The organism is Sinorhizobium fredii USDA 257 (assembly GCF_000265205.3).
Classification (GTDB): Bacteria; Pseudomonadota; Alphaproteobacteria; order Rhizobiales; family Rhizobiaceae; genus Sinorhizobium; species Sinorhizobium fredii_B.
The window spans coordinates 4,423,447-4,446,112 of the sequence record NC_018000.1 but is presented as its reverse complement, the minus strand read 5'-3'; the positions used below and the strand labels follow the sequence as shown (position 1 = coordinate 4,446,112).

Here is a 22,666-nt window from a genome sequence, read left to right as displayed (position 1 = left end):
CTTGAAGCGTGGGGCTATGTAATAGGCCCCGTCTGTGTTTGTAAGGCGCGGGACGAGCCGAAGCGCCGGTTTTCCTCTGATAAAGCCGCGAGCGGCGGTCTTGTCTCAATGCGGATGGTGAGCCGCGGCCTCCGCCATCTGCTGCTGGTTTTCCTCGATGCCTTCGCGCAGATGCTCGAGCCGTTCGGCGACCAGCGTTTCCGCCGGTGTCGCTTCGTGCTTCCAGGGCCTGCGACCCTTCAAGACGCCGGACTCATGGACGATCTCCGCCACATATTCCTCCTGGCGGTAAGCCATGACGTGAACGCCGGAAACGCCCTCGATCTCCTTCACCTCGTTGATGATGTCGATGCAGAGCTGCTTGCCTTCCTTCTTCTGATCCTGAGCGCCTTCAAGGCGTGTGATGATCGAATCCGGAATGTGGATGCCCGGCACGTTGGAGCGGATCCAGCGCGCGGTCTTGGCCGAAGCCATCGGGCCGACGCCGACAAGGATGAAGCATTTTTCGTGAAGACCGAGGTCGCGCACCTTCTTCATGTATTCGCGGAACATCGGCACGTCGAAGCAATACTGGCTCTGGACGAACTGGGCACCCGCCTCGATCTTCTTTGCCAGCCGGTAGGGCCGGAAATCGTATGGTGGGGCAAAGGGGTTGATCGCCGCACCAAGAAAGACCTGCGGCGGCGTCGTCAGCTTGCGGCCGGAAAGGAATTTCGAGTTGTCGCGCATGATCCTGACGGTCTCGAGCAGCGACATGCAGTCGAGATCGAAGACGGGCTTGGCACCGGGCTGGTCGCCGGCCTGCACACCGTCGCCGGTCAGGCACATGATGTTTTGTACGCCCATGGCCGAGGCGCCGAGTACGTCGCCCTGAATGGCGATGCGGTTTTTGTCGCGGCAGGCGATCTGCATGATCGGCGAGTAGCCCATGCGCGTCAGCAGCGCACAGATGCCGACCGACGACATGTGGCAGTTGGCGCCCGAAGCGTCGACGGCATTGATGCCGTCGACCCAGCCGTCGAAGATCGCCGCCCGCTCGTAGACGTCCTGAGGATTTGCGCTATCCGGTGGGTTGAGTTCGGCGGTGACGGCAAACTCGCCGCGACGGAGCACCCGCTCCAGCCGGCCGCGCGACGAATGGCCGGGCAGGGGATCGAGCGGTGCACCGGGATCTAAAGGGTTGATGTCCGGGCTCATCGCTGGTCTTCCTTGTTCGCCTCAGCGCTCGCTGCGGCTTCCGCCGTCACCCGCAACCAGGACGAGGTTTCGCGCAGCGACTGGTTGACTGGCTTCTGGACGTTCATAATCGCGTTGCCTTTTTCCATGTTCTGCGAACCCTTCCACGCCTGAACCCAGACGCAGGGCATGTCCGGTTCCACTTCGCAGTTGCCATTGGCGCGAACGCCGCCGCAAGGTCCGTTCCTGAGTTGCTTCGGACAGTTCATCGGGCAGGACATGCCGGTCGAGGACAGCGCGCACTGGCCACACATGCGACAGTCGAAAAGGAAGCCTTTGACGTGGCGTTCGACGAAGGTCACCGGCCGCTCAACGCGGCTATAGCCAATGGCGTTCCAGAGAGGATGGAGCATCAGGAACATGTCGGCGAAGCGATTGTAGAACCACTCGAGGAAGCGCGAGTGGCGCACCGCCCAGAGCCGGACCGTATATTTGTGGCGCGAACGGCGGCTCGGGGACACGTTGGTCGGCGTAAAGGCGCCCGTGGCCGCCTTCTTTGCGGGCTGCGCGTTGCCGGTGACGACCTTGGCGTCAGGCATTGTCCCGCCCTCCGGCCTTGACGAGCGCAACAAGCCTGTCCCTGTCGTAAGCAGCCTCCAATTCGGCGGCCGCCTTGTCGGCCTCCGCCTCGAGATCGTCTGAAACCGAAACAGGTTCGGCCTTGCGCCACTCGGCAAGATAGTCGTCGGTCTCGGCGGCGCCGGTGCGCATGGCGCACATGTCGATCGCTTCGGTGAAGCGCAGCGAAAGCTCGCGTTTGGCGCTCTTGCGGCCCTGTTTGATGATGACTTGGGCGGGGATATCGCGCCAGTAAACGATGATGCGGTCTGCCATGGAATTCCTGTTCTCCTCCAGCGCATAACGCCGAAAACCGAAATCGGTTTTCGGAATGGATTATGCGCCGAGTCAAAGTGTTACATCGTCCTTTACGTGTCAGTTCTGACGCGCGGCGCTGTAATGCCGACAATGCGCATGTCCACGCACCGTGGCTCACCTTGCCACGACGTCGGATATGTCCAAAAACGACGCTCCACGGTTCGTATACGAGCGAAATGCGTCACGGGCATCTTGGCGGCGGTATTTGTCATTCGCGGCGCCGAAACGCGCCCTGGAAAGCGCCCTGATTTGGATGGTGACGTCGCGGGGGGATGTCGGCTTGAGAAGCGTTTGTGTGGCTGGCTCAGAATACTAGAGCATGGTCATTTATAGCCATTCACGTCACGCCCGGCAAACATGTAGCATAGCAACAGATCGGGTGTGAGACACGCCCTACTATTGAGACTCTCACGGCGCGTTTGTCCTGCGACAGACAGGCGGCGTGGATTGTTCGAAGCGGACGCTCGGCTGCCCGTTCAATAGCCGGAGCTTCCGCTGCCCTGGCTGCCGCCCATGCTACCACCGCCAGAACCGCCGGATGCGCTTGGAGGAGGAGGGGTGGTGTTCTGTTGGCTGGCCTGGTTGCTGACACATCCGGCTACCGACAAAAGTGCAATCGCAGCTGCGACAATCAATGATTTGGGGTTCATCATGATTCTCCAGTCATGGATTGGGTATGACATATGGCGTGGCGCTAGCATTCCCTAGACCCGAGATATCCGCGCCGCTTGATTTCGCGCAAACGAGCATCATTTCCATCGGATGTGCCGACACACCTGGAGGTTATGATGTCAAGGACTGCGATCGCAATGTTGTGTTTTGCGCTGCTCACACTCTCATCCTGCGCAAACACTGCGCGCGGCTTCAGACAGGACAGTACGCAGACAGGTCACGCTGTGGATAGTGCGACCAAACGCGTCTTGGGGGCTGCTCAGTAGGATAGCGTTCGCAGCGCCGAAGCGACTATGCCGCATCCTCCGCTGGTGTCGGGCGGGTCCGCTCGATTGCGACGAGCACTCTGAGAGTTGCTTCCGCCTCGGACTCGGTGAGCCCGGCTAGGATCTGGTCGGCAAACACGGCCGGCACACCGGTCATATTGTCCCACACGATCCAATGGTCCGTCGGGTCGAGCACGAGTTCATAGCGATCTTGCTGCATCAGGTTTCCTGTTTCCCGGTCTACCAGATCCCACGCCGCATGCCGTTCCAAACCCACGTCCAGACTGGCGGGTGATACCATTGCCGGGAAGGCGCGGTGACATTCACCGGTCGGAGTTTTCCGGCGAGCGCATCCTCGACCGCCCGGATCGCAACGTCTGTCGATCCGGCGGTCTGGAGCAGCGGATAGGTGTGCATCGTATCGGCGCGACTCGGCACCTGTCGCGACTGGTAGAGAATGGCGCCAGTGTCGACGCCTTCATCGACGAGATGAACGGTCGCGCCGAAATTCTCCGGTTCATTGCTGAGGAGCGCCCAATAGCCGCCCATCAGACCGCGGTATTGCGGGTTGATGCCGGCATGGAAGTTCAGGATCGGGCAGGGAACCATAGCCAGGGTTTCCGGCTTCAGCATGCGGCAACTGACCAGAAAGACCACGGCGGGTTGAAGCGCCGTCAGCCGCGCGCGGCCCTCGGCATCGTTGATCGAGGCAATGTGGTGCACGGGCACCAAGCGGTTGGTCTCGGCAGAGACGCCATACTGGTGCAGAATTTCGGCGGCTCGCCGGCGCGAGAAGCGCTTGCCGAAACGCGAGGCGATCATCGTTGCGAGTTGGCCAAGAGCCGTGCTCCATCCGAGCTTTCGGGCGCGCCGTCTGACAAAGACCACCTTGGATTCCGGCTGCTCCTGCAGCACGACGATGTCGCAATAATGGGCGGCGAGCGCGTTGATCAGGATATTCGGGTTTTCACCCCCTGCGGTAACGACGACGATGCGCCGGCCGGCCGAGCCCGCCGGTTCCGCTTCTTTCTCCGAGAGGGCGCTATTCGATCGGTACATGACTTCGGGAAGGATTGTTCTGGGCGGACTTCCTAGGCCGTGGCGGCGGCGCAGTAACAGATATGCCTACTCAGACGTTACCGACGTCTTAAGCGGGTTGGCTGTCGCGACGATGGCGAAACCGATTCAGCATAAGACCAGGGAAGCCTTCGGCGCTTCTGCGCCGTGAATAAAACTCAACGCGGAATTTGATCCGCGTTTATGACACTTCGATCAATGAGCGGCTGAGATCACCGTAACCGGTGTATCGATATTCGTACGCGAGCCCGAGCGTCTCCGCAGCGCGGCGCGCTTTCGCTTGCAGAGCCTCGTCCTCCACCTGCGAAAGATAGACGAGCTTGCGGTAGTGGCCGAAATACATGTCACGCAGTTCCGGGTGGCGGTCGAGGCCGAGCGGCTCGATCACAAAGGCCTCGAACTGGCGGGCGAGGAAATCGGTGAGAAAGAAGGCGGTGAGATCGTCGTCCCAGCGCGCGGCGAAATCGGCATTGCCGGCGAAGAACGAGTAGCAATGCGGGCCGGGGATCCGCTCGACGCCTTCCTCCTCGCAGAGCCGATCGATGAGCCCGCCGGTGCCGCAATCAGCATAGGCGATGAAGATGCGTTCGAAACCGTCGGCGCGGGCCCGGGCGATCGCCTCACGCAGGCCGGGCACGATCTTTTCCGGCGTATTGTGCCAGATGGCGGGCAGACAGTTGAGCTCGATATGCTGGAGCTTGTTGGCCTCGCAGATGGCAAGAATTTCGCGCGCGATGGCACCGCACCCAATGACATGAACTTTCTTTGGTTGTGTACGTTCTCTTGCCGACGTTGCGTTTTCCATCTCTATTCGTCCTTGCAGCAACATGAAGGAATCATAGTCATGACAACGAAGACTCTCGCAACGATCGGCGCCATTCTGGTGGCTTTGACGACCCTGAGTTCCTGCGCCAACACAATCCGCGGCATGGGACAGGATACTGCGAATACGGTCAACGCGACAGAGTCGGCTGGCCGCCGGGTCGCGGGGGCCGCGAACTGACGATTGAGGTAGGCGCGCCTCATCCGCGCCCTTCTGCCGCAAAATGGAAAGCCGGCTGCGGTTTACACCGATGCAGCCGGCTTTCTTCTCGAATGATCGTTCAGGCTCAGCCGGCAGCGAGCTTGTTGTGCTTGCGCTTCATGAAGTCCTTGGCGGTTTCAACGGCGACGGCCGCGTCGCGGCAATAGGCGTCGGCGCCGACGGCCTTGCCGAATTCCTCGTTGAGAGGCGCTCCGCCGACGAGGACGACATAATCGTCGCGCAGGCCCTTTTCCTTCATCGTGTCGATGACGACCTTCATATAAGGCATGGTCGTCGTCAGGAGCGCCGACATGCCGAGGATGTCCGGCTGCTCGCGTTCGATCGCTTCCAGATAGTTCTCGACCGGATTGTTGATGCCGAGGTCGACCACGTCGAAGCCGGCGCCCTCCATCATCATGCCGACGAGGTTCTTGCCGATGTCGTGAATGTCGCCCTTGACGGTACCGATGACCATCTTGCCGAGCTTCGGCGCACCGGTTTCGACAAGCAGCGGACGCAGGATGAACATGCCGGCCTTCATCGCGTTGGCGGAAAGCAGCACCTCCGGCACGAAGAGAATGCCGTCGCGGAAGTCGATGCCGACGATGCGCATGCCTTCGACGAGCGCCTGGGTGAGGATATCGTAGGGAGTCCAGCCGCGCTTGAGGAGGATGTTCGTTCCATCCTCGATTTCCTCCTTGAGACCGTCATAAAGGTCGTCATGCATCTGCTGCACGAGTTCCTCGTCGGAAAGGTCCTCGAGAATGATTTCATCGTCTGCCATAGTAGGGTTCCTCGGTTCCTGGCATAGCCGTTTCGCGCGGGTGGCACGATCACTCCGGACGCGTTGCCCCATCCATAGCGGGCGGCGCCTAAAAAACTCTTTTCGAATGCGACGTCGCAGATGATGAAAACGACGACGCGGCTCTCACGCCTCGCGCGTTTGATAGTCCTATCGCAAAATGCGCGGATACGGAAACTGTCAGCGGGTAAAATTATGCAACAGTTCAAGGCGTTAGTTCGGGCGCTTGCGCAATCCTTTGGAGATTTTGCAGGAGTGCTGCCCTTGTCCTCGCGACCGCAGTCCCTGTGCGGGCACGCGCCGGTCGAGTGTCTAAGTTGCGCCACCTGTTGGCGCATTAAGACCCGTACGGTTCCGGCGGCTTGGTAGCATTAGGCCAAATCCATGCCGGGCGCATGGTGCCGCCACTGGATTCGACCTGCGGAAAGGATTATGCGCCCACCTACCGATATATTGCAGCGTCCTTCATGCTAGGGCGCGGCGGGAGAGGAATGAGCGAATGAGCGACGTTACAGAACAAGGCGCGGTCGAAGGCGGCGGACGCCGCGCGCGTGGCGAGGGACGCGGAGCGGCAGCGCGCCGCGCATCCCGCACCGGCGGCGGCCCGGGACCGTCTCTGCCCTATATCCAGCGCAAGATTCGCGAATATGAGGTGCTCGACGAGGAGGGCCTGCAGCTTATCGAGCGCAATGCCGACGTCATTCTCGAGGAGATCGGCATCGAATTTCGCGATGACGCCGAGGCGCTCGAGCTGTGGAAGGCGGCCGGCGCCGATGTGCGCGGCCAACGCGTTCATTTCCCGAAAGGGCTCTGCCGGGAGCTCCTGAAGACCGCGCCGTCGAACTTCACCTGGCATGCACGCAACCCGGAGCGCAATGCCCATATCGGCGGCAAGGCAACGGTTTTCGCGCCGGTCTACGGCCCGCCCTTCGTACGCGACCTCGAGGGCAACCGCCGCTATGCGACGATCGAGGATTTCCGCAATTTCGTTAAGCTCGCCTATATGGCGCCGTCCGTCCATTCGTCGGGTGGCACGGTCTGCGAGCCGGTCGACGTCCCGGTCAACAAGCGCCATCTCGATATGGTCTACAGCCATATCAAATATTCCGACAAGCCGTTCATGGGCTCGGTGACGGCGCCGGAGCGTGCGGAAGACACGATCGCCATGGCGAAGATCGTCTTCGGCGACGATTTCGTCGAGAACAACACCGTCACGCTGAACCTGATCAACGCCAACTCGCCGATGGTCTTCGACGAGACGATGGTGGGTGCGCTGAAGGTCTACGCACGCCATAACCAGGCCTGCGTGCTGTCGCCCTTCATCCTGTCCGGCGCGATGAGCCCCGTCACTGTTGCTGGTACTCTGACGCAGATTCTGGCCGAAGTGCTCGCCGGTGCCTCGTTCACCCAGCTCATCCGCAAGGGTGCGCCTGTGCTCTTCGGCACCTTTGCCGCCTCGATCTCGATGCAATCGGGCGCCCCGACCTTCGGCACGCCGGAGCCGTCGCTGGTCTCCTATGGCGCGGCCCAGCTCGCCCGGCGTCTTGGCCTGCCGTTCCGCACCGGCGGTTCGCTCTGCGGTTCGAAGGTCCCCGATGCCCAGGCGGCGCACGAGTCGGCGAACACGATCAACATGACGCTGCTCGCCGGCACCAACTTCGTGCTGCACGCAGCCGGCTGGCTCGAAGGCGGTCTCGTCTCGTCCTACGAGAAGTTCATGATCGACCAGGACCAGCTTGGCATGATGCAGAAGATGGCCGAGGGCGTCGATCTTTCCGAAAACGCCCAGGCGCTCGACGCGATCCGCGAAGTCGGTCCCGGCAGCCATTATCTCGGTTGCGCCCACACCCAGGCCAACTTCCAGACGGCCTTCTACCGTTCTCCGCTCGCCGACAACAATTCCTTCGAACAGTGGGAGATCGAAGGCGAGAAGCGGATCGAGCAGCGCGCCAATGCGCTCGCCCGCAGCTGGCTCGAACACTACGAGGCGCCCTATCTCGATCCGGCAATCGACGAAGCCCTCAAGGACTACATCGCCAAGCGCAAGGACTCGATGCCCGACGCCTTCACCTGAAAGGCTCCCGAGCGAGCCAGGGAGCAAGGCGGCGCGGCGCAGGTGGCCGACATGATCCAGAAGGAGGTCTGGCGCCCGCATTACGAAACTCAGGGGCCGAAGCCGAAATGACGGCGGCCTCGGGTTGTGTCGACAATCTTCTCCAAACGCTCCGTGCGGCTCTCGAGCCGCACGGACTTTTTTTGCGCGGCACCGTGAATTTTGCGCCGGGAGAAGCCGCACCTCTGCTGGGCGGCGGCGAGCCTGCTGCGAGCGTCGTGCTGATCGGCAATATCGGCGGCTCGATTTGGAAGCCGTTCACGACCTGGCGCGAAGGCAAGCCGTCTCGCGGCGGTTCGGATCCGCTCGACGACTGGTCGAAGCGGGTGATCGGTCCCGTGGCGGAGGTGGTCGCTGCCACAGCCTATTTCCCGTCCGATCCACCGTGGCAGCCTTTCCAGCAGTGGGCGATGCGCGCCGAGGGACTGGAGCCGTCACCGCTCGGCATCCTGATCCACCCGCATTATGGCCTCTGGCACAGCTATCGCGGTGCGCTTGGTTTTGACCGCGCATTGCCGGAGACGGGCTCGGTTATGGCCGGCCACCCTTGCGAAATTTGTGAAGCGAAGCCGTGCATTTCCGCCTGTCCGGCCGATGCTCTGGCGTCTGGCACCTTCGAAGTCGGTCGCTGTCGCGCGCATCTCAAGGCCGAGGCGGCAGGCGGCTGCCTCGCCCGAGGCTGTCTTTCACGCGACGCCTGTCCTGTCGGATGGGACTACCGCTATCCGCCTGCGCAACTCAGTTTCCATATGGCGGCGCTCAGCCTGTAAAGCCGGTGAACGATGGTCGGCTCCAGTCGGGCCCGATAGGAAGGTGACGAAGATTTCCGGCGCCGCGGACGCGCCATGATTGACTCTCTGAGCTTACAATTCTCGAAAAGATCGTGCGCATCAAACTGCCGCAATTCATGCAATGCTGCGGGTGAGATTCACGCGAGACCCAGCCCCATGCCGCTGTTCCCCAGAGCCTTGCTCGTCGGCGCCGCCATCCTCACGGCTGGTCTTGCAAAGCCCTCATTGGCCGAACCCGCAACGGCCGCCTGCCGTACGGTAAGCGACATTCGCCTCTACAACAAGGACCAGGCTGGTGCGCCGTTCAGGTCCTTCAAGGCGCTTTCACTCGAAATGCGCCAGCGGGGCGAATACATCGTCTTTGCGATGAACGGTGGCATGTATCATGAGGACCTTTCTCCGGTCGGCCTGCATGTCGAAGAGGGCGTCGAGCAGGCGCAGCTCAATACCAACCCCGGCTGGGGCAATTTCCATTTATTGCCGAACGGCGTCTTCTATGTCGACGACGGCAAGGCGGGCGTGATGGCGGCGGAGGCCTATCGCGATGCCGGCATCAAGGCGCGCTTCGCAACGCAGTCCGGACCGATGCTGGTGATTGACGGCGCGCTTCACCCGCGCTTCCTGCCGGACAGCGACAGCCTGAAGACCCGCAACGGCGTCGGCGTCACGAAAAGCGGCGAGGTCGTTTTCGCGGTTTCAAAGCGGCCGGTGCGCTTCCATGATTTTGCGACACTGTTCCGCGATCCGCTTGGTTGCCCGAACGCGCTCTTCCTCGACGGCACGATCTCGAGCCTCTACGCACCGGAGATCAATCGTCACGACCGGCTGTTTCCGCTCGGGCCGATCATCGCCGTTGTCTGTTGTCGCCAGCTTTCCGCGTTGAGCCAACGCAAGATTTTTTGCCTCGTACCCCAAGGAATGGCGATCGAAGGACGTCTAGTAGTCGAACAGGACAAAAGCGGGCAGGGACTTGGACGCGGAACTCGTTGACAGGGCGGTGAAGGGGGATCGCGAGGCCTTCGGCCGATTGATCGAGCGTCACTATGATTTCGTCCATGCGGTCGCCTGGCGCTGGTCGGGCAGCGAGACCGACGCGGAGGATATCGCCCAGGACGTCTGCATTCGGCTAGGCGCAGCGATCCGCGGTTTCCGCGGCACCAGTCGGTTCCGAACCTGGCTCTATACGTTGGCGCTGAATGCGGCGCGCGATCACCGGCGCCGGCAGGCGCGCAACGAACGAAAACTCGAGGCCTATGCGTCCGATCCCGCATTGAAAGCTGGTTCAGGAAGCGATGACGAGGACCGGCGGGAGGCGCTCTGGGCGGCGGTGCGGGCACTGCCGGAAAAGCAATGCGATGCCGTGTTGCTCGTTTATGCCGAGGGCCTGAGCCATGCGGCAGCCGCCGACGTGCTCGGCTGCTCGGAAGCGACCATCTCCTGGCACGTCCACGAGGCGCGCAAGCGCCTGCGGACGCTGCTCGGCAAGGAGGCAGTGCAATGACTGACGAACTCGACATGCTGTCCGGACGGACGCCGCCGAAGCCGACGGACGAGGCGCGGGCGCGGGCGCTTGCCGCCGCGATGCACGCCTATGACGCCCCGGCGGAAAATTCCACAGCAAGCCAAGGATCGGCGAGGCCCACTCGTCAAAGCTCCATCTTCAACCGGATATGGAGCCCCAGCATGATCCGCAAATTGCTTGCCGGATCGGCATTGGCGACGCTGATCGTCGTACCTGCCGCCGCCTTCCTGACTCTGGAATTTGTCCGCAATCGGCCACCGATCGGTTTCGAAAGTGAGATCGCCGCCAAGCGCGAGCAAGCCAAGCTGGCCGCGTCCTCGGCTGACGCCACCGCGCCAATGCTTCTGGAGGAGAAGAAGGCCGAAGTTGCCGAGCAGCCGGCGAGCAAGCCGGCCGCCGGACCGGAGGCAGAAGCGGTGGCGAGCCAGGCGATGGACGATGCCGCCGCACCTCTTGGCGCAGCGGGTGGAGTTGTTGCGCGCGGCCGAATGGAAATCATGCCGGCACCAGCAGCGCCGAGCGATATCCTCCCGCCGCCAATCGAGAACCGTGAACGCTTCGGCAACGCCGATGCCAATCCTGTCAAGAGCGTCGCGACCGAGCCGGTTTCGACCTTCTCCGTCGATGTCGATACAGCCTCCTATTCCTTCGTCCGCCGCTCGCTGATGGCGGGCGAGATGCCCTCTCCCGATGCCGTCCGCGTCGAGGAGATGGTCAATTATTTTCCGTATGACTGGCCGCGCCCCACTGCGGCGGCGGAGCCGTTCAAGGCCACTGTCACGGTGACGCCGACGCCATGGAACGCCGGAACGCGGCTGATGCATGTGGCGATCAAGGGCTATGAGCTGGTTCAGAAGGAGGCGCCGAAAGCCAACCTCGTCTTCCTGATCGACGTCTCCGGCTCCATGGACGAACCGGACAAGCTGCCGCTCCTCAAAAATGCCTTCCGGCTGTTGGTCGATCGGTTGAGGCCGGAGGACACGGTGTCGATCGTCACCTATGCCGGCAATGCCGGCACGGTGCTGGAGCCCACATCGATTACGGACAGGGCGAAGATCCTGGCGGCGATCGACACGCTGCAGCCAGGCGGCTCGACAGCCGGTGCTGCGGGCATCGACGCAGCCTATCGACTGGCGGAGAAAGCCTTCGTCAAGGACGGCGTCAATCGCATCCTGCTGGCGACCGATGGCGACTTCAATGTCGGACCATCGAGCGACGAAGACTTGAAGCGGCTGGTCGAGACGAAGCGCAGGAGCGGCATCTTCCTCTCCGTCCTCGGCTTCGGCCGCGGCAATTACAACGATGCGCTGATGCAGACAATCGCCCAGAACGGCAACGGCGTTGCAGCCTATATCGACACACTGGCGGAAGCCCAGAAGACGCTCGTCGAGGAGGCGGGTTCGTCGCTCTTCCCGATCGCCAAGGATGTCAAGCTGCAGGTGGAGTTCAATCCAGCGGCGATCGCCGAATACCGGCTGATCGGCTACGAGACGCGCGCGTTGAAGCGCGAGGACTTCAACAACGACAAGGTCGATGCGGGCGATGTCGGCTCCGGCCACAGCATAACGGCGATCTACGAGGTGACGCCCAAGGGCAGCCCGGCGGTCCTCAACGACGACCTGCGTTATGCGACGGCCGAGAAACCCTCGGCCAACGCGACCGCCAACAGTGGCGAACTCGCCTTCCTGAAGATCCGCTACAAGAAACCGGACGGCGCCAAGAGCGAGTTGATCACAACGCCGGTCACTGAGGCCAATGCGGTGCCCTCGCTCGCGGAAGCACCTGCGGATGTCCGCTTTTCCGTGTCGGTCGCGGCCTTCGGCCAGAAGCTCGCTGGAAATTCGGCGCTTGCCGACTATCCCTATGCGGCGATTGCCGATCTCGCAGCCGGTGCCAAGGGGGCGGACCCGTTCGGATATCGCGGCGAGTTCGTCAATCTGGTTCGGCTGGCAAAAGGGGTTTCGGGTGAATGATGACCGCTTGTCCGCCGCTGCGATCCGCAGGCGGTGAAACGGGAAACGCCGCTCGCCGCGACGGCGAGCGGTCAGCTGAGTGCACGGGCGCCGCGAACTGAAAGATGCAGCGCCCGCCCATGCTCCGAACCTAGCTCGCTCAAGCTTTTGGAAGGGCTCTTTCCAAGCCGCCGGATTTCGTCAGACCAGCCCTGAACGCCTGATAGGCCGGATGCTGGCTGGAACGGGCGGCTTCCATGAGCCGCATCTGGAGCCGGGCCGGTGCCTCGTTGCCGAGCCACTGCCCGAGCTTCTCCAGCTTCAAGGAATTCAGTAAGCGCGCTTCGGCGGTAAGGTCGAGATGGCGATAGAGCCCCTCGATCAGGTTCTCATCCTGTTCCGGGTTCTCCATCAGCAGCTTGACGAAGGCCTGGTCCGCTTCGCCAAAGCTCGACAGCTTGGTAGCGGTCGTGTCCCTGTCCGGAAAGGCGGCTGTTGTGCCCATGGAATCGTCTCCCCTCGAATCGAACGACCCTCGGGATAGGCGAGGCGCAGGCGATCCGCAACAATAGACATAAAATCAAATATTGACAAAAAATCTAACGTCCTGCCAAATGTGCTCATGAACATCGAACCCGCCATTCCTTCTGATCTCGCGATGCATCGGTCATCCGCCGCGGCGATAAGCGCGCTGCTCTATCCGCATGCGGAGGTCGTTCTCCACGATCTTGCCACCGGCCGCATCGCGGCGCTGTGGAACGCCTTTTCTGGACGGGCACCGGGCATGGAGTCGCTCGTCTCGGATGGCCTTGGCGAGGTGACAGACGACGCCTTGGTGCTCGGACCCTATGAAAAGACTGGCCCGGATGGGCGCCGGCTGAAGTCGGTTTCCGCCGTGCTGCGCGATACAGACGGCGGCGCCATTGGTCTTCTCTGCATCAATCTCGATGTCTCGCGGATTGATGCTGCAGTGAAGCTGCTGGCGGCCCTTGCCGGCACCCCGGAACCGCGGCCACAGGCGCTCTTCTCGCGCGATTGGCGGGAGGAGATCAATGCGGCGCTCCATGGCTGGCTGAAGGCGAAGAGCCTTGCGCTTTCCGCCTTGAAGCGCGCGGACCGCGTCGCTCTTGTGGCGGCGCTCGAAGAGCAGGGCCTTTTCAAGACGCGCAACGCCGTCGATCACCTGGCGAGCCTGCTCGGCGCCTCGCGGGCTTCGATCTACAACTATCTTGCCGCCGCGCGCCAAGAGAACGGCGGCTGAACTTCCGAACCACGTATTCCGCCCGACCGACCTGCACGAGGAGGACGAAACCATGACGGTCTTGCCGCCATTCCGGCTGGAAAAGCATTTCTCGCGCTGGGAGTTTACCGCGCGCCACCACATGACCGCCAGCGACAGCGAAACCATGACGATGGCCGAATTGCTGTCCCATGCCGATGACGCCGATCGCGACGCCTGGGAGCGGCTGACGCTTGGCTATACCGAGACCTATGGGGCACCGGCGCTGCGCGAGGCGATTGCGGTCACTTACGAGGGCCTCGACGCGGCAGACATTCTCTGTTTCGCCGGCGCGGAGGAGGGGCTTTATTGCGCCATGCTCGCGCTGCTCGGCCCCGACGACCATGCCATCGTCACCGTGCCGAACTATCAATCGATGGAGACGCTGCCGTTGACGATCGCCACTTCGGTCAGCGGGGTGCCGCTTCGGCCCGAGAATGATTGGCAGCTCGACATTGCCGATGTGCGCACGGCGCTGAAGCCCAATACAAGACTGATTGCCGTCAATTTTCCCAACAATCCGACTGGCGCGATCGCCGATCAGAAGACGTTCCGGGAACTCGCCGAGCTTTGCGCCGAGCGCGGCATCCATCTTTTCAGCGACGAGGTCTATCGCGGACTCGAGCGCGAAGACGCCAAGCGCCTGCCGCAGACGGCCGAGCTCTTCGAAGGGGGTGTTTCGCTGAACGTCATGTCGAAGGCCTATGGTCTGCCGGGCCTCAGGATCGGTTGGATCGCCTGCCGGGACCACGCGTTGCTCAAACGCATGGAGGGCATGAAGCACTATCTGTCGATCTGCAATTCTCGACCGTCGGAAGTGCTGGCGACGATCGCACTGAAATCGCGCGAACGCATTCTCGCTCGCAATCGCGCACTTTGCGCGGCCAATCTCGAAAAGCTCGGTGACTTCTTCTCGAAGTTCCCGGAGTTTTATGAATGGCTCCCGCCCGATGGCGGTTGCGTCGGTTTCGCCCGTTATCTCGGCGTGGATGGAGTCGAGGCGCATTGCCGGCAGTTGGTCGAAGAATCCGGCGTGCTGTTGCTTCCTTCAAGCCTCTTCACGTCCGACCTCCTGCCGGTCGCGCAGGACCGCTTCCGCGTCGGCTTCGGTCGGAAGAACATAGAGGCGGGACTGGATGCATGGCGCCAACATCTCAACGCTGGCCGCAGTCAGGTGCTCCGCGCGTAAGCCACGGCTATCGCTCTAATCGGCGGCGGCCGAAACAACGCGCCTTAGAATTCGCACAAAGGTGAATATACCGGGCGGCGCGGTGGCTCGTCGGCGAAGTCCGTGGTAACGGGCATTCATCCAATAGGCGTTTTCTTCCTTGATGCATTACAGACCCGAAATCGATGGACTGCGCGCGATCGCAGTCGTGCCCGTCCTTCTTTTTCATGCTGGTTTCGATTTCATTGGGGGCGGATTTGCAGGTGTCGACGTCTTCTTTGTCATAAGCGGCTTCCTTATCACGTCGATCATTCACCGCGAAATCCGTGAGGGCCGCTTCAGCATCGTCTCCTTCTATGAGCGCCGTGCGCGCCGGCTCGCACCGGCATTGTTCTTCGTATGCGTCGTGTCGACGATCTTCGCCGTCATGTGGATGCTGCCGCAGGAGCTCAATGACTTCGGCAAGGGTCTCTATGCCGTGAATCTTTTCGGATCGAACTTCGTGTTCTGGAACCAGACCGGCTATTTCGCGCCAAGCAGCGAATTGATGCCGCTCTTGCACACCTGGTCCCTGGCGGTCGAAGAACAGTTCTATATCGTCCTTCCGTTGTTTCTGCTGGCGCTTCGCCGCTATCCAGCGGAGACGGTACTGAAGGTCTCGGCCGTCGGTGTTGTCCTCAGTTTTGGTGCCACCCAGATTCTCGCCCGCGTTGAGCCGGCGGCAAACTTCTACCTGTTGCCAAGCCGTCTTTGGGAACTCGGCGTCGGGGCGATGCTGGCGCTCGCTGGTCAGGAGCGTATCCGTCTTTCCAGAGGCCTTCGCGAATTTGCCGCCGGGCTCGGTCTCTTTGCCATTGTTGCAAGTTACTTTCTCGTCCGTGAGTCGGCGTTCTATCCTGGCTGGACAACAGCGCCCGTGGTGCTTGGGACCGCATTGGTACTCGCTTTTGGGCGGGCGGACACGCTTGTCGGCAGGCTATTAAGCGCCCGGCCGCTGGTGGCGATCGGCCTCATCAGCTATAGCCTCTACCTCTGGCATCAGCCGGTCTTGGCCTTTGCGCGTTTACGCGCGATCGACGAGATTCCCCCCATGGGCTACATCCTCTTGCTGGGGCTGTGTTTGGTACTTGCCTATCTAAGCTGGCGCTACATCGAACTGCCGTTCCGCAAACCGGCTCGCGTGGCTCGTGGCGCCGTTTTCGCTTTGACGCTCACCGGTGCCAGCGTCGCAATCGGCGCGGGGCTGAGTCTTGACGGGACCGACGGGTTCGCATTCCAAAACCGTGAGCTTGCGCGGCTAATCGAACCGAGCGTCGGTCTCGCCAAGGAATGCGACGCTGTCGTCGATCTCAAATGCGCGACGAATCCCAGGCCGGAAATTGCAGTCTGGGGCGACTCGTACGCCCGACACCTTGTCGACGGCATCATCGCTTCAAAACCCGATGTGCGACTGGTGCAACTCACCAAGAACAATTGCGGCCCGTTTCTGAACCTGGCGCCCATTTTGCCGCGGCTGGGCCGCGGCTGGTCGGAGGAATGCGCGCAGCACAATGCAGACGTCAGGCGCTTCTTGCTTGCCAATAAGTCGATCCGCTACGTTGTCCTCTCATCGCAGCTCAGCCAATACATGAACGAGAAGACGGTGCTTCTCGACGGGCGTCGGGAGGTTCCCTCCGACATAGAGATCCTGACGGATGACTTCCGCTCGACGCTTGCTTGGCTGGAGTCCAACGGTTTTAATACGGTTTCGGTAGCGCCGCCGCCGCAGAATGGCAGGGATACCGGCCTCTGCGTTGCGCGGGCGAGGCTTCTTGGTCAAGCGACTGAGCGCTGTGAGCTGTCGCTGGGCGATGTCCGGGCCAGCAACAAAGGCGTGCTTCAAGTCATCGCCGACATCGCCGAAGAATATCCTGTGGTCAGCTTCATGGACCATCTTTGCGACGGGGACTTCTGCAAAGTCGAAGATAAGGGCGTCGCCCTATTCGAGGATCACGGACATTTCTCTGCCGGGGGCTCACGCCAGATGGGTCTCTCGTTCAACTTCTACCGAGCCTTCGTGGACGCGGCAGAACAGGATGTCCTCTCTCGCTTGGTGAAGCCTACGCGCGCCTTTGATGTTTCCGACCTTTAGTCGTGGATCTGGCGGCGCTTGGCATCTGCGCTGACGAAATCCTACACTGCTCGGTGAAAAAATTGATTCCACCGAGCCGTGAGAGGCTTTAAGCGCGGCGGCTGCGTCTTTCGCGTGCCGGAGCGGCGGCAGCTTCATTGGCCGTCTTGTTGCGCAAGGGGCCGATCTTTTCGACGATCACCTCGAGAGACGGACGCTGGCCCTTCGCGTGATTGTCGAGGGCAAGCCGCATCGCCGCCAGGTGATTGCATGAGGTGCCGCAGCAGCCGCCGATGATCTTGGCGCCGGCGTCCATGGCAAGCCGCGCATATTCGGCCATCAGCGGCGGCGTGCCGGAATAGTGGATCTCCGATCCGCGGAACTCCGGAATGCCGCAATTGCCCTTGACGACGACGATGCCCTCCGGATTGGCGGCGGTCATGTCGAGGAGCGACGACAGGATATCGGATGCGCCGACGCCGCAATTGGCGCCGACCGCGACCGGGCCCTCGCCGATATCCGCGGCAACCGTGTGGAGGTCCTTGGGATGCAGCCCCATCATCGTCTTGCCGGCGGTGTCGAAGGAGCCCGTGTAGACGTAGGGGAGACCGACCTTTGTTGCGGCCTCGGCTGCCGCGCGGATCTCGTCGGGCGAAGACATCGTCTCGATCCAGGCGACTTCCGCGCCACCGGCCTTGAGACCTTCGATCTGCTCGACGAAGGCTGAAACGGCATCCTCATAGGAGAGCGCACCGAGCGGGATCAGCAGTTCGCCGGTCGGACCGACGGAGCCGGCGGTGATGACCTTGCGCGACGCCTTGTCGGCGACGGCACGGGCGATCTCGGCGGCGCGCTTGTTGAGCGCATGCACACGATCTTCCGCCTGGTGAAGCTTCAGCCGGTGGCGCGTGCCGCCGAAGGAATTGGTCAGGATGATGTCGGCGCCGGCGTCGACGAAATCCTGATGCAGTTTGGTGATGTTTTCCGGCTTCGTCTCGTTCCAGAGTTCCGGCGCCTCGCCAGCCTCAAGACCCATGGCGAAGAGCGACGTCCCGGTCGCACCGTCGGCAAGCAAAACGCCCTTCTGGGCGAGGAGATCGGAGAGAGCGTTGGCTGCAATGGACATCGGCTTTTCCCGGCTGAACTAAAGTGTAGCAAGATATAAACATATCTTTATGTGTTTGCGCGTGAGGAAGCAAGCTAAATATGAATCGAGGCTCGAAGTGGACGGTAATCGGATTCGGAGGATCAAGCGCCCGTTGGCAGCCGCGGCAATTCATCCGCCAGCAGGGCAGCGAGATCGACCGAGACCTGCTCTGCGTTCAGGCGCAGGCGCAGGCTGAATTCCGCAATTGGCAGCGCCGGCAGATCGAGCTGTCGCGGCGCGGGGACAATGCCGGTACCAAGAAACCGATCCGTGCGCACCGTGATCGCAATGCCGCTCAGGACCGCGGCACGCAGGCCTGACAGGCTCGGGCTGGTCGCGGCGATCCGGAAGGGGCGGTTGATTGCCTCGAGCGTGGAAATGGCGGCGGTGCGAAAGCCGCAGGGCGGGTCGAGCACTGCCAATGCGAGATCGGTGTTGGCGGAGGTCATGCGATGCTCCGAGCTCAACCAGATCATCGCTTCGCGCAGGATAAGCAATTCGTCTGCTGACGATGTCTGCCGCATCGCCAGGAGTATGTCGATCTGGCCCTGCTCGTAAGCCGCCGTCAGTTCTTTCGTGCGGCCGATCCGCAGATCGAGGCGAACGCGCGGATGCGACCGGGCGAAGCGGCGAAGCAAGGCTGGAAGCGTTGTGTCAGCGAAGTCCTGGGTACTGCCGAGCACCACCCGGCCGTCCGCCCGGGCGCCCTTGAGGCTGAGCCACGCGTCGCGATGCGCATCGAGGATACGGCGGGCATGAGCGACGAACTCCTCGCCCGTAGGCGTCAAGGATCGCCCGCGCCCCGCTGGTGCGAGAAGAGGCTCGCCGACCTGCGCTTCCAGCCGCTGCATCTGCGCCGTCACGGCAGACGGCGAGCGATTGACCGCTTCCGCCGCACGGGCGAGCGATCCGCCCTCTGCAAAGGCGAGGAAAGTGCGCAGGAGCTCAGGGTCGATCATTCTCATAGTTCGATAATGCAGAATTATTTCTGCAGAACAATTCGATTTTTCTGATGTGATGAAGATGACAAGCTTACCTCGTCGTCTAACCCATCCAAGAAAGGAATTCTTATGCCGATCATCAACATCGCCGTCTCCGCGGCCGCGAACCCCGATCTGCCGCGCAAATCGCGGCATCCGTCAGCGAATTGACACGCCTGCATGTGCGCAAGGATCCGGCTGTCACGGCGATTACGATAAGCTATATCGACCCGCACCACTGGTTCGCCGGGGGAAAGTCGATGGCTTCGCAGCAGACAGCCAGCTTCTGGCTCGATATCAAGGTTGTCGACGGGACCAATTTAAAACAGGAACTCGCCAGCTATGTCGAGGCGGTCTATCTCGCGTTCGAAGCCCTACTCGGCGAGGTCCACCCCGAAAGCTACGTGCTCGTCCACGAGGTGCCTGCCGCCGCTTATAGCTATGGCGGCAAGACGCAGGAGTTCCGGTTTATCAGCGGCAACTTGCAGGCCGCCGCTTAGAAAGCGGTTAGGGCGCCGAACCCGGCGCCCTTTTCTCAACGGAGGCCTTTACGCCGCCTTGCGGTCGCTGTGGCTGGTCGGCGTCACCATTGCGCCAATGATCAACTGCAGGTCGACGGCGCCGATCGGGCGGCCGTTGGCGTCGATGACGTGGGCCGTGTTGATATGCGCACCCGTCATCGTCCGGGCGGCCGCCTCGAGGACCGTACCCGCGGCGATCGCGAGCCCCTCCGGATTTCCGGACAGCGGCCGCATGATCGTCTCGACATGCACCACCCGGCCGCGGTTCACCTCCTTGACGAAGGCGGTGATGTAGTCGTCCGCCGGCGAGAGCACGATTTCCTGACCGGACCCCTGCTGCACAACGCGGCCGTCGCGCAGGATCGCGATCTTGTCGCCGAGCCGCAACGCCTCGTCGAGGTCATGGGTGATGAAAACCACGGTCTTCTTCAGCTCCTTCTGCAGGTCGAGCAGCACCGTCTGCATGTCCATCCGGATCAGCGGATCGAGCGCCGAATAAGCCTCGTCCATCAGCAGGATATCGGCGTCATTGGTCAGCGCCCGGGCGAGACCGACGCGTTGCTGCATGCCGCCGGAAAGCTGGTTTGGATAGTGCTTCTCGAAACCCTTGAGGCCGACACGGTCGATCCAGCCGAGCGCCCGCTTTTCGCTCTCCCGCTGGTCGACCCCCTGGATCTCCAGGCCGTAAACGGTGTTTTCAAGCACGGTGCGATGCGGAAGAAGCGCGAACTTCTGGAACACCATCGCCGTCTTGTTGCGGCGGAACTGGCGAAGGTCGTTCTGATTCATCTTGCAGACGTCGACGCCGTCATAGAGCACTTCGCCGGCGGTCGGGTCGATCAGCCGGTTGATGTGACGGATGAGCGTCGACTTGCCGGAGCCGGAAAGCCCCATGACCACTGTTATGCAGCCACCGGGCATCGAGATGTTAATGTCCTGCAGGCCGAGGACATGGCCGTGTTTTTCGTTTAGCTCGGCCTTGCCCATGCCGTTCTTGACGGGAATTATATACTCGTGCCCGCGCGGGCCGAAGATCTTGTAGAGGTTCTTCACCTCGATTGCGCGACTAGCCATAAACTACCTCCGAATGCTTCTGCAGCCACCTACCGAAGGCTTGGCTGGCACGATCGAAAATGATGGCGCTGCCGATCAGTGCAACACCGCTGGAGTTGCGTTCCGCCGTTGCGCTTCTTTGGGCGCGTGCACGGGCGCAACCGCTTCCAGGTTCCCCTCGAGCAATGTGACAGCGGAACAAGTCCGCTGCTGTGCTGTTTGCGACGTGGGGCGCGGCCGCTTCGTCGCGAAACATGCGATAGGGAGTACCACAGAACGCAACAGAATCCACCGCGCGGCCGGCCTCAAAGCGCCGCCTTCACCTTTTCTGCGACGTCCGGGCTCACCCATTTTGCCCATATGTCCGGAAAGTGCTCGAGAAAATATCGTGCGGCGTCCTCGTTGGTCGCACGGTTCTGATCCATCCAGGCGAGGATCTTGTTGACCGTCGCATTGTCCCATCCCCGGACATTCACGTAATCCATGGCGACGCCTGCCTTTTCGGAAAAGGATTTGGTCACCACGGTAAACACGTCCGAGACCGGATAGGAGTTGACCTTTGGACTTGGGCAGTTCGGCACGGCCGAGCAGGAGTCCCATTCCGCCCTGTCGTGATCGACGCCGAAGGAGAGCCGGATCATTTCATATTTGCCGAGGATCGCCGTCGGCGCCCAATAGTAGCCGAGCCAACCCGTCTTCTTCTCGAAAGCTTCGGCAATGGAGCCGTCAAGCTCGGCCGCCGAAGCGGGGTCGACAAGCCTGAAGCCCGCTTTCTCCGCCCCGAGTGCCTTGTAAAGATTGGCCGTCGAGATCCGACAGTTCCAGCCGGAGGGGCAACTGTGGATCGCTCCCTTGGCGGGATCGTCAGGCGCGGGGAACAGATCCGGATGCTTCAGGGCATCCTGGACGGTCTTGATCTCCGGATGGGCATTGGCGAGGAATCTTGGAATCCACCAGCCTTCGACGCCGCCTTCACTGAGAATCGGCGCAGCCTGAATAAGGCGGCCTTCCTTGACGGCCGCTTCGAGTTGCGTGCGCACGGAATGAATCCAGAGCTCCGGTGCCATGTCGGGCTCCGCCTTCTCGTGCATCGAGGCGAAGGTCCGCATCGTGTCACCGGCGACCAGAGACACGGTGCAGCCATAGCCGTTCTCGAGAATAAGTCTGTCGACATGGGCGGCGATACCTGCCGAAGCCCAATTCATTTCGGCAATGCTGATCTCGCCGCACTCGGCGGCCCGCGTCGGTTCGGCCAGGACCCAGATGCCAACAGCCGCGCACGTCATTGCAAGGAGTTTCGTCATGTTCCCAGGCCTCCCGCCTTTACGCGGCCCACGACCAATCAGCCTAGGTGTTTTCGAAGAGAAATCAACCTCTTCAAATGTTTTGGAATGAGCTGCCGTTCGAGGCACTCCTGTTGGGAAAGACGCGGCCGCGCCGGTTGCTCTTTCGACCAAGGATCGCGCGATGAATTCGAAAAAGATGCGAATTCATGTTTGGTTAAGCTCTCACTAACCATCCGGTAAGGATGTCAGGCTAATTGTTTGCCTGCGGCGGGCGACTGCCGCAGGTCCGGTTCAGGTGTTGCGTACCGGACCTGCCTCCTTGGCAACCTCGGTATCCTGCGGGGCGGGAGGCCCGTCCGGACGGTGGACGCGATCAGGACGCGGTCCAATTGCACGGACCGAGAATGCCGCCAAAAGTCAGAGCACGAAAAGCCGATTATCCGACGTTTGAGGTGCGGATAAAGCCGAGGGGGCCTAACGGGGAATCGACCGGCATATTGCGGACGCGGGACTGACTGCGCGGCGCCTGTGAATTCCAGGCGATCTGAACGAAGTTGGGTTTGCTGAAGATGAATAGCATGGATTTTTCCTGCCTTGGGAGTCCGGGCTCATTTCCGGTTGTTGCGATGGCGGCGATATAGGCGTGCGGGCGGATATTTCTCGATGCCAAACTCGGCGTCGCATGTCGCATTTTGGCCAGCGCTCCAAGGTTCGTCGCAAGCTTGATGAGCGGGTGACACACGCCGTGATCGGAGCCGGCGCAAATGCGGTGAAATGACGTCGAGACAGGG

At 61.6% G+C, this 22,666-nt stretch carries 20 protein-coding genes and 3 pseudogenes; 10 read left to right on the top strand and 13 right to left on the bottom strand.

The window, feature by feature from the left end; genetic code table 11:
• Nucleotides 1-105: 105 nt before the first annotated feature.
• From USDA257_RS20760 to USDA257_RS20735, 6 genes are all read right to left on the bottom strand, one after another.
• A complete protein-coding gene (locus USDA257_RS20760) occupies nt 106-1,197 on the bottom strand; it encodes a methylenetetrahydrofolate reductase (RefSeq protein ID WP_014764929.1) in 1,092 nt (363 codons plus the stop codon).
• On the bottom strand, nt 1,194-1,775 hold the full coding sequence (locus tag USDA257_RS20755; protein ID WP_014764928.1) for a methylenetetrahydrofolate reductase C-terminal domain-containing protein: 582 nt from the start codon (nt 1,773-1,775) through the stop codon (nt 1,194-1,196). Before USDA257_RS20755 ends, USDA257_RS20760 begins: the two co-directional genes overlap by 4 nt.
• Nucleotides 1,768-2,070 (bottom strand): virulence factor, encoded by a 303-nt coding sequence (locus tag USDA257_RS20750; RefSeq protein ID WP_014764927.1) that lies wholly within the window; start codon nt 2,068-2,070, stop codon nt 1,768-1,770. Before USDA257_RS20750 ends, USDA257_RS20755 begins: the two co-directional genes overlap by 8 nt.
• Nucleotides 2,071-3,075: 1,005 nt before the next feature.
• Entirely contained in the window at nt 3,076-3,270 is a 195-nt protein-coding gene (locus USDA257_RS20745) for a hypothetical protein (RefSeq protein ID WP_014764926.1), read from the bottom strand.
• Nucleotides 3,271-3,290: 20 nt separating this feature from the next.
• The gene (locus tag USDA257_RS20740; RefSeq protein WP_014764925.1) at nt 3,291-4,109 is read right to left on the bottom strand and encodes a formyl transferase; all 819 of its coding nucleotides are present in this window, start codon (nt 4,107-4,109) and stop codon (nt 3,291-3,293) included.
• Nucleotides 4,110-4,308: 199 nt separating this feature from the next.
• Nucleotides 4,309-4,932 carry a DUF1638 domain-containing protein gene (locus tag USDA257_RS20735; protein WP_014764924.1) on the bottom strand — a complete coding sequence of 208 codons (624 nt, stop codon included), beginning with the start codon at nt 4,930-4,932 and terminating at the stop codon, nt 4,309-4,311.
• A 39-nt stretch (nt 4,933-4,971) separates the two neighbouring features.
• Between USDA257_RS20735 and USDA257_RS34385 the strand changes: the two genes are divergently transcribed.
• Complete coding sequence (locus USDA257_RS34385) at nt 4,972-5,130, top strand: entericidin domain-containing protein (RefSeq protein WP_080605651.1); 159 nt, start codon at nt 4,972-4,974, stop codon at nt 5,128-5,130.
• Nucleotides 5,131-5,236: 106 nt separating this feature from the next.
• Here USDA257_RS34385 and USDA257_RS20725 read toward each other — a convergent pair whose 3' ends face one another.
• Nucleotides 5,237-5,935: a corrinoid protein gene (locus USDA257_RS20725; RefSeq protein ID WP_014764923.1), complete on the bottom strand. Its 699-nt coding sequence runs from the start codon at nt 5,933-5,935 to the stop codon at nt 5,237-5,239.
• Between the two features lie 517 nt (nt 5,936-6,452).
• Here USDA257_RS20725 and USDA257_RS20720 point away from each other — a divergent pair.
• From USDA257_RS20720 to USDA257_RS20700, 5 genes and pseudogenes are all read left to right on the top strand, one after another.
• On the top strand, nt 6,453-8,027 hold the full coding sequence (locus USDA257_RS20720; protein WP_014764922.1) for a trimethylamine methyltransferase family protein: 1,575 nt from the start codon (nt 6,453-6,455) through the stop codon (nt 8,025-8,027).
• Between the two features lie 107 nt (nt 8,028-8,134).
• A complete protein-coding gene (locus USDA257_RS20715; protein WP_014764921.1) occupies nt 8,135-8,836 on the top strand; it encodes a ferredoxin in 702 nt (233 codons plus the stop codon).
• 177 nt (nt 8,837-9,013) lie between these two features.
• Nucleotides 9,014-9,715 (top strand): annotated as a pseudogene (locus tag USDA257_RS20710) (phosphodiester glycosidase family protein); the annotation flags it as partial.
• 112 nt (nt 9,716-9,827) lie between these two features.
• Entirely contained in the window at nt 9,828-10,358 is a 531-nt protein-coding gene (locus tag USDA257_RS20705; protein ID WP_014764919.1) for an RNA polymerase sigma factor, read from the top strand.
• Nucleotides 10,355-12,352: a vWA domain-containing protein gene (locus USDA257_RS20700; RefSeq protein ID WP_041414473.1), complete on the top strand. Its 1,998-nt coding sequence runs from the start codon at nt 10,355-10,357 to the stop codon at nt 12,350-12,352. The genes USDA257_RS20705 and USDA257_RS20700 overlap by 4 nt, the downstream gene beginning before the upstream one ends.
• Before the next feature lie 139 nt (nt 12,353-12,491).
• On the opposite strand, the gene USDA257_RS20695 is transcribed toward USDA257_RS20700, so the two are convergent.
• Nucleotides 12,492-12,836, bottom strand: coding sequence for a hypothetical protein (locus tag USDA257_RS20695; RefSeq protein WP_014764917.1), 345 nt, complete (start codon nt 12,834-12,836; stop codon nt 12,492-12,494).
• A 117-nt stretch (nt 12,837-12,953) separates the two neighbouring features.
• Here USDA257_RS20695 and USDA257_RS20690 point away from each other — a divergent pair, with 117 nt between their 5' ends.
• The 3 genes from USDA257_RS20690 (at nt 12,954) to USDA257_RS20680 (ending at nt 16,909) form a co-directional block, all read left to right on the top strand.
• Complete coding sequence (locus USDA257_RS20690) at nt 12,954-13,592, top strand: helix-turn-helix transcriptional regulator (RefSeq protein WP_014764916.1); 639 nt, start codon at nt 12,954-12,956, stop codon at nt 13,590-13,592.
• Nucleotides 13,593-13,644: 52 nt separating this feature from the next.
• Nucleotides 13,645-14,799 carry an aminotransferase class I/II-fold pyridoxal phosphate-dependent enzyme gene (locus USDA257_RS20685; protein ID WP_014764915.1) on the top strand — a complete coding sequence of 385 codons (1,155 nt, stop codon included), beginning with the start codon at nt 13,645-13,647 and terminating at the stop codon, nt 14,797-14,799.
• Between the two features lie 142 nt (nt 14,800-14,941).
• Nucleotides 14,942-16,909, top strand: a complete 1,968-nt coding sequence (locus USDA257_RS20680; protein ID WP_014764914.1) for an acyltransferase family protein — start codon at nt 14,942-14,944, stop codon at nt 16,907-16,909.
• 88 nt (nt 16,910-16,997) lie between these two features.
• On the opposite strand, the gene bmt is transcribed toward USDA257_RS20680, so the two are convergent.
• Complete coding sequence (gene bmt, locus USDA257_RS20675) at nt 16,998-18,014, bottom strand: betaine--homocysteine S-methyltransferase (protein ID WP_014764913.1); 1,017 nt, start codon at nt 18,012-18,014, stop codon at nt 16,998-17,000.
• 122 nt (nt 18,015-18,136) lie between these two features.
• The gene (locus USDA257_RS20670; protein WP_041414472.1) at nt 18,137-19,000 is read right to left on the bottom strand and encodes a LysR substrate-binding domain-containing protein; all 864 of its coding nucleotides are present in this window, start codon (nt 18,998-19,000) and stop codon (nt 18,137-18,139) included.
• 105 nt (nt 19,001-19,105) lie between these two features.
• Here USDA257_RS20670 and USDA257_RS20665 point away from each other — a divergent pair.
• Nucleotides 19,106-19,515 (top strand): annotated as a pseudogene (locus tag USDA257_RS20665) (tautomerase family protein).
• A 48-nt stretch (nt 19,516-19,563) separates the two neighbouring features.
• Here the strand turns inward: USDA257_RS20665 and USDA257_RS20660 are convergent.
• The 3 genes and pseudogenes from USDA257_RS20660 to USDA257_RS20655 all read right to left on the bottom strand — a co-directional run bounded on the left by USDA257_RS20660 (nt 19,564) and on the right by USDA257_RS20655 (nt 21,893).
• Nucleotides 19,564-20,610 (bottom strand): quaternary amine ABC transporter ATP-binding protein, encoded by a 1,047-nt coding sequence (locus USDA257_RS20660; RefSeq protein ID WP_014764910.1) that lies wholly within the window; start codon nt 20,608-20,610, stop codon nt 19,564-19,566.
• A pseudogene (locus USDA257_RS38000) lies at nt 20,603-20,701 on the bottom strand (proline/glycine betaine ABC transporter permease); the annotation flags it as partial. The gene USDA257_RS20660 and the pseudogene USDA257_RS38000, both read right to left, overlap by 8 nt.
• 193 nt (nt 20,702-20,894) lie before the next feature.
• The gene (locus USDA257_RS20655; RefSeq protein WP_014764909.1) at nt 20,895-21,893 is read right to left on the bottom strand and encodes a glycine betaine ABC transporter substrate-binding protein; all 999 of its coding nucleotides are present in this window, start codon (nt 21,891-21,893) and stop codon (nt 20,895-20,897) included.
• Nucleotides 21,894-22,666: the final 773 nt, after the last annotated feature.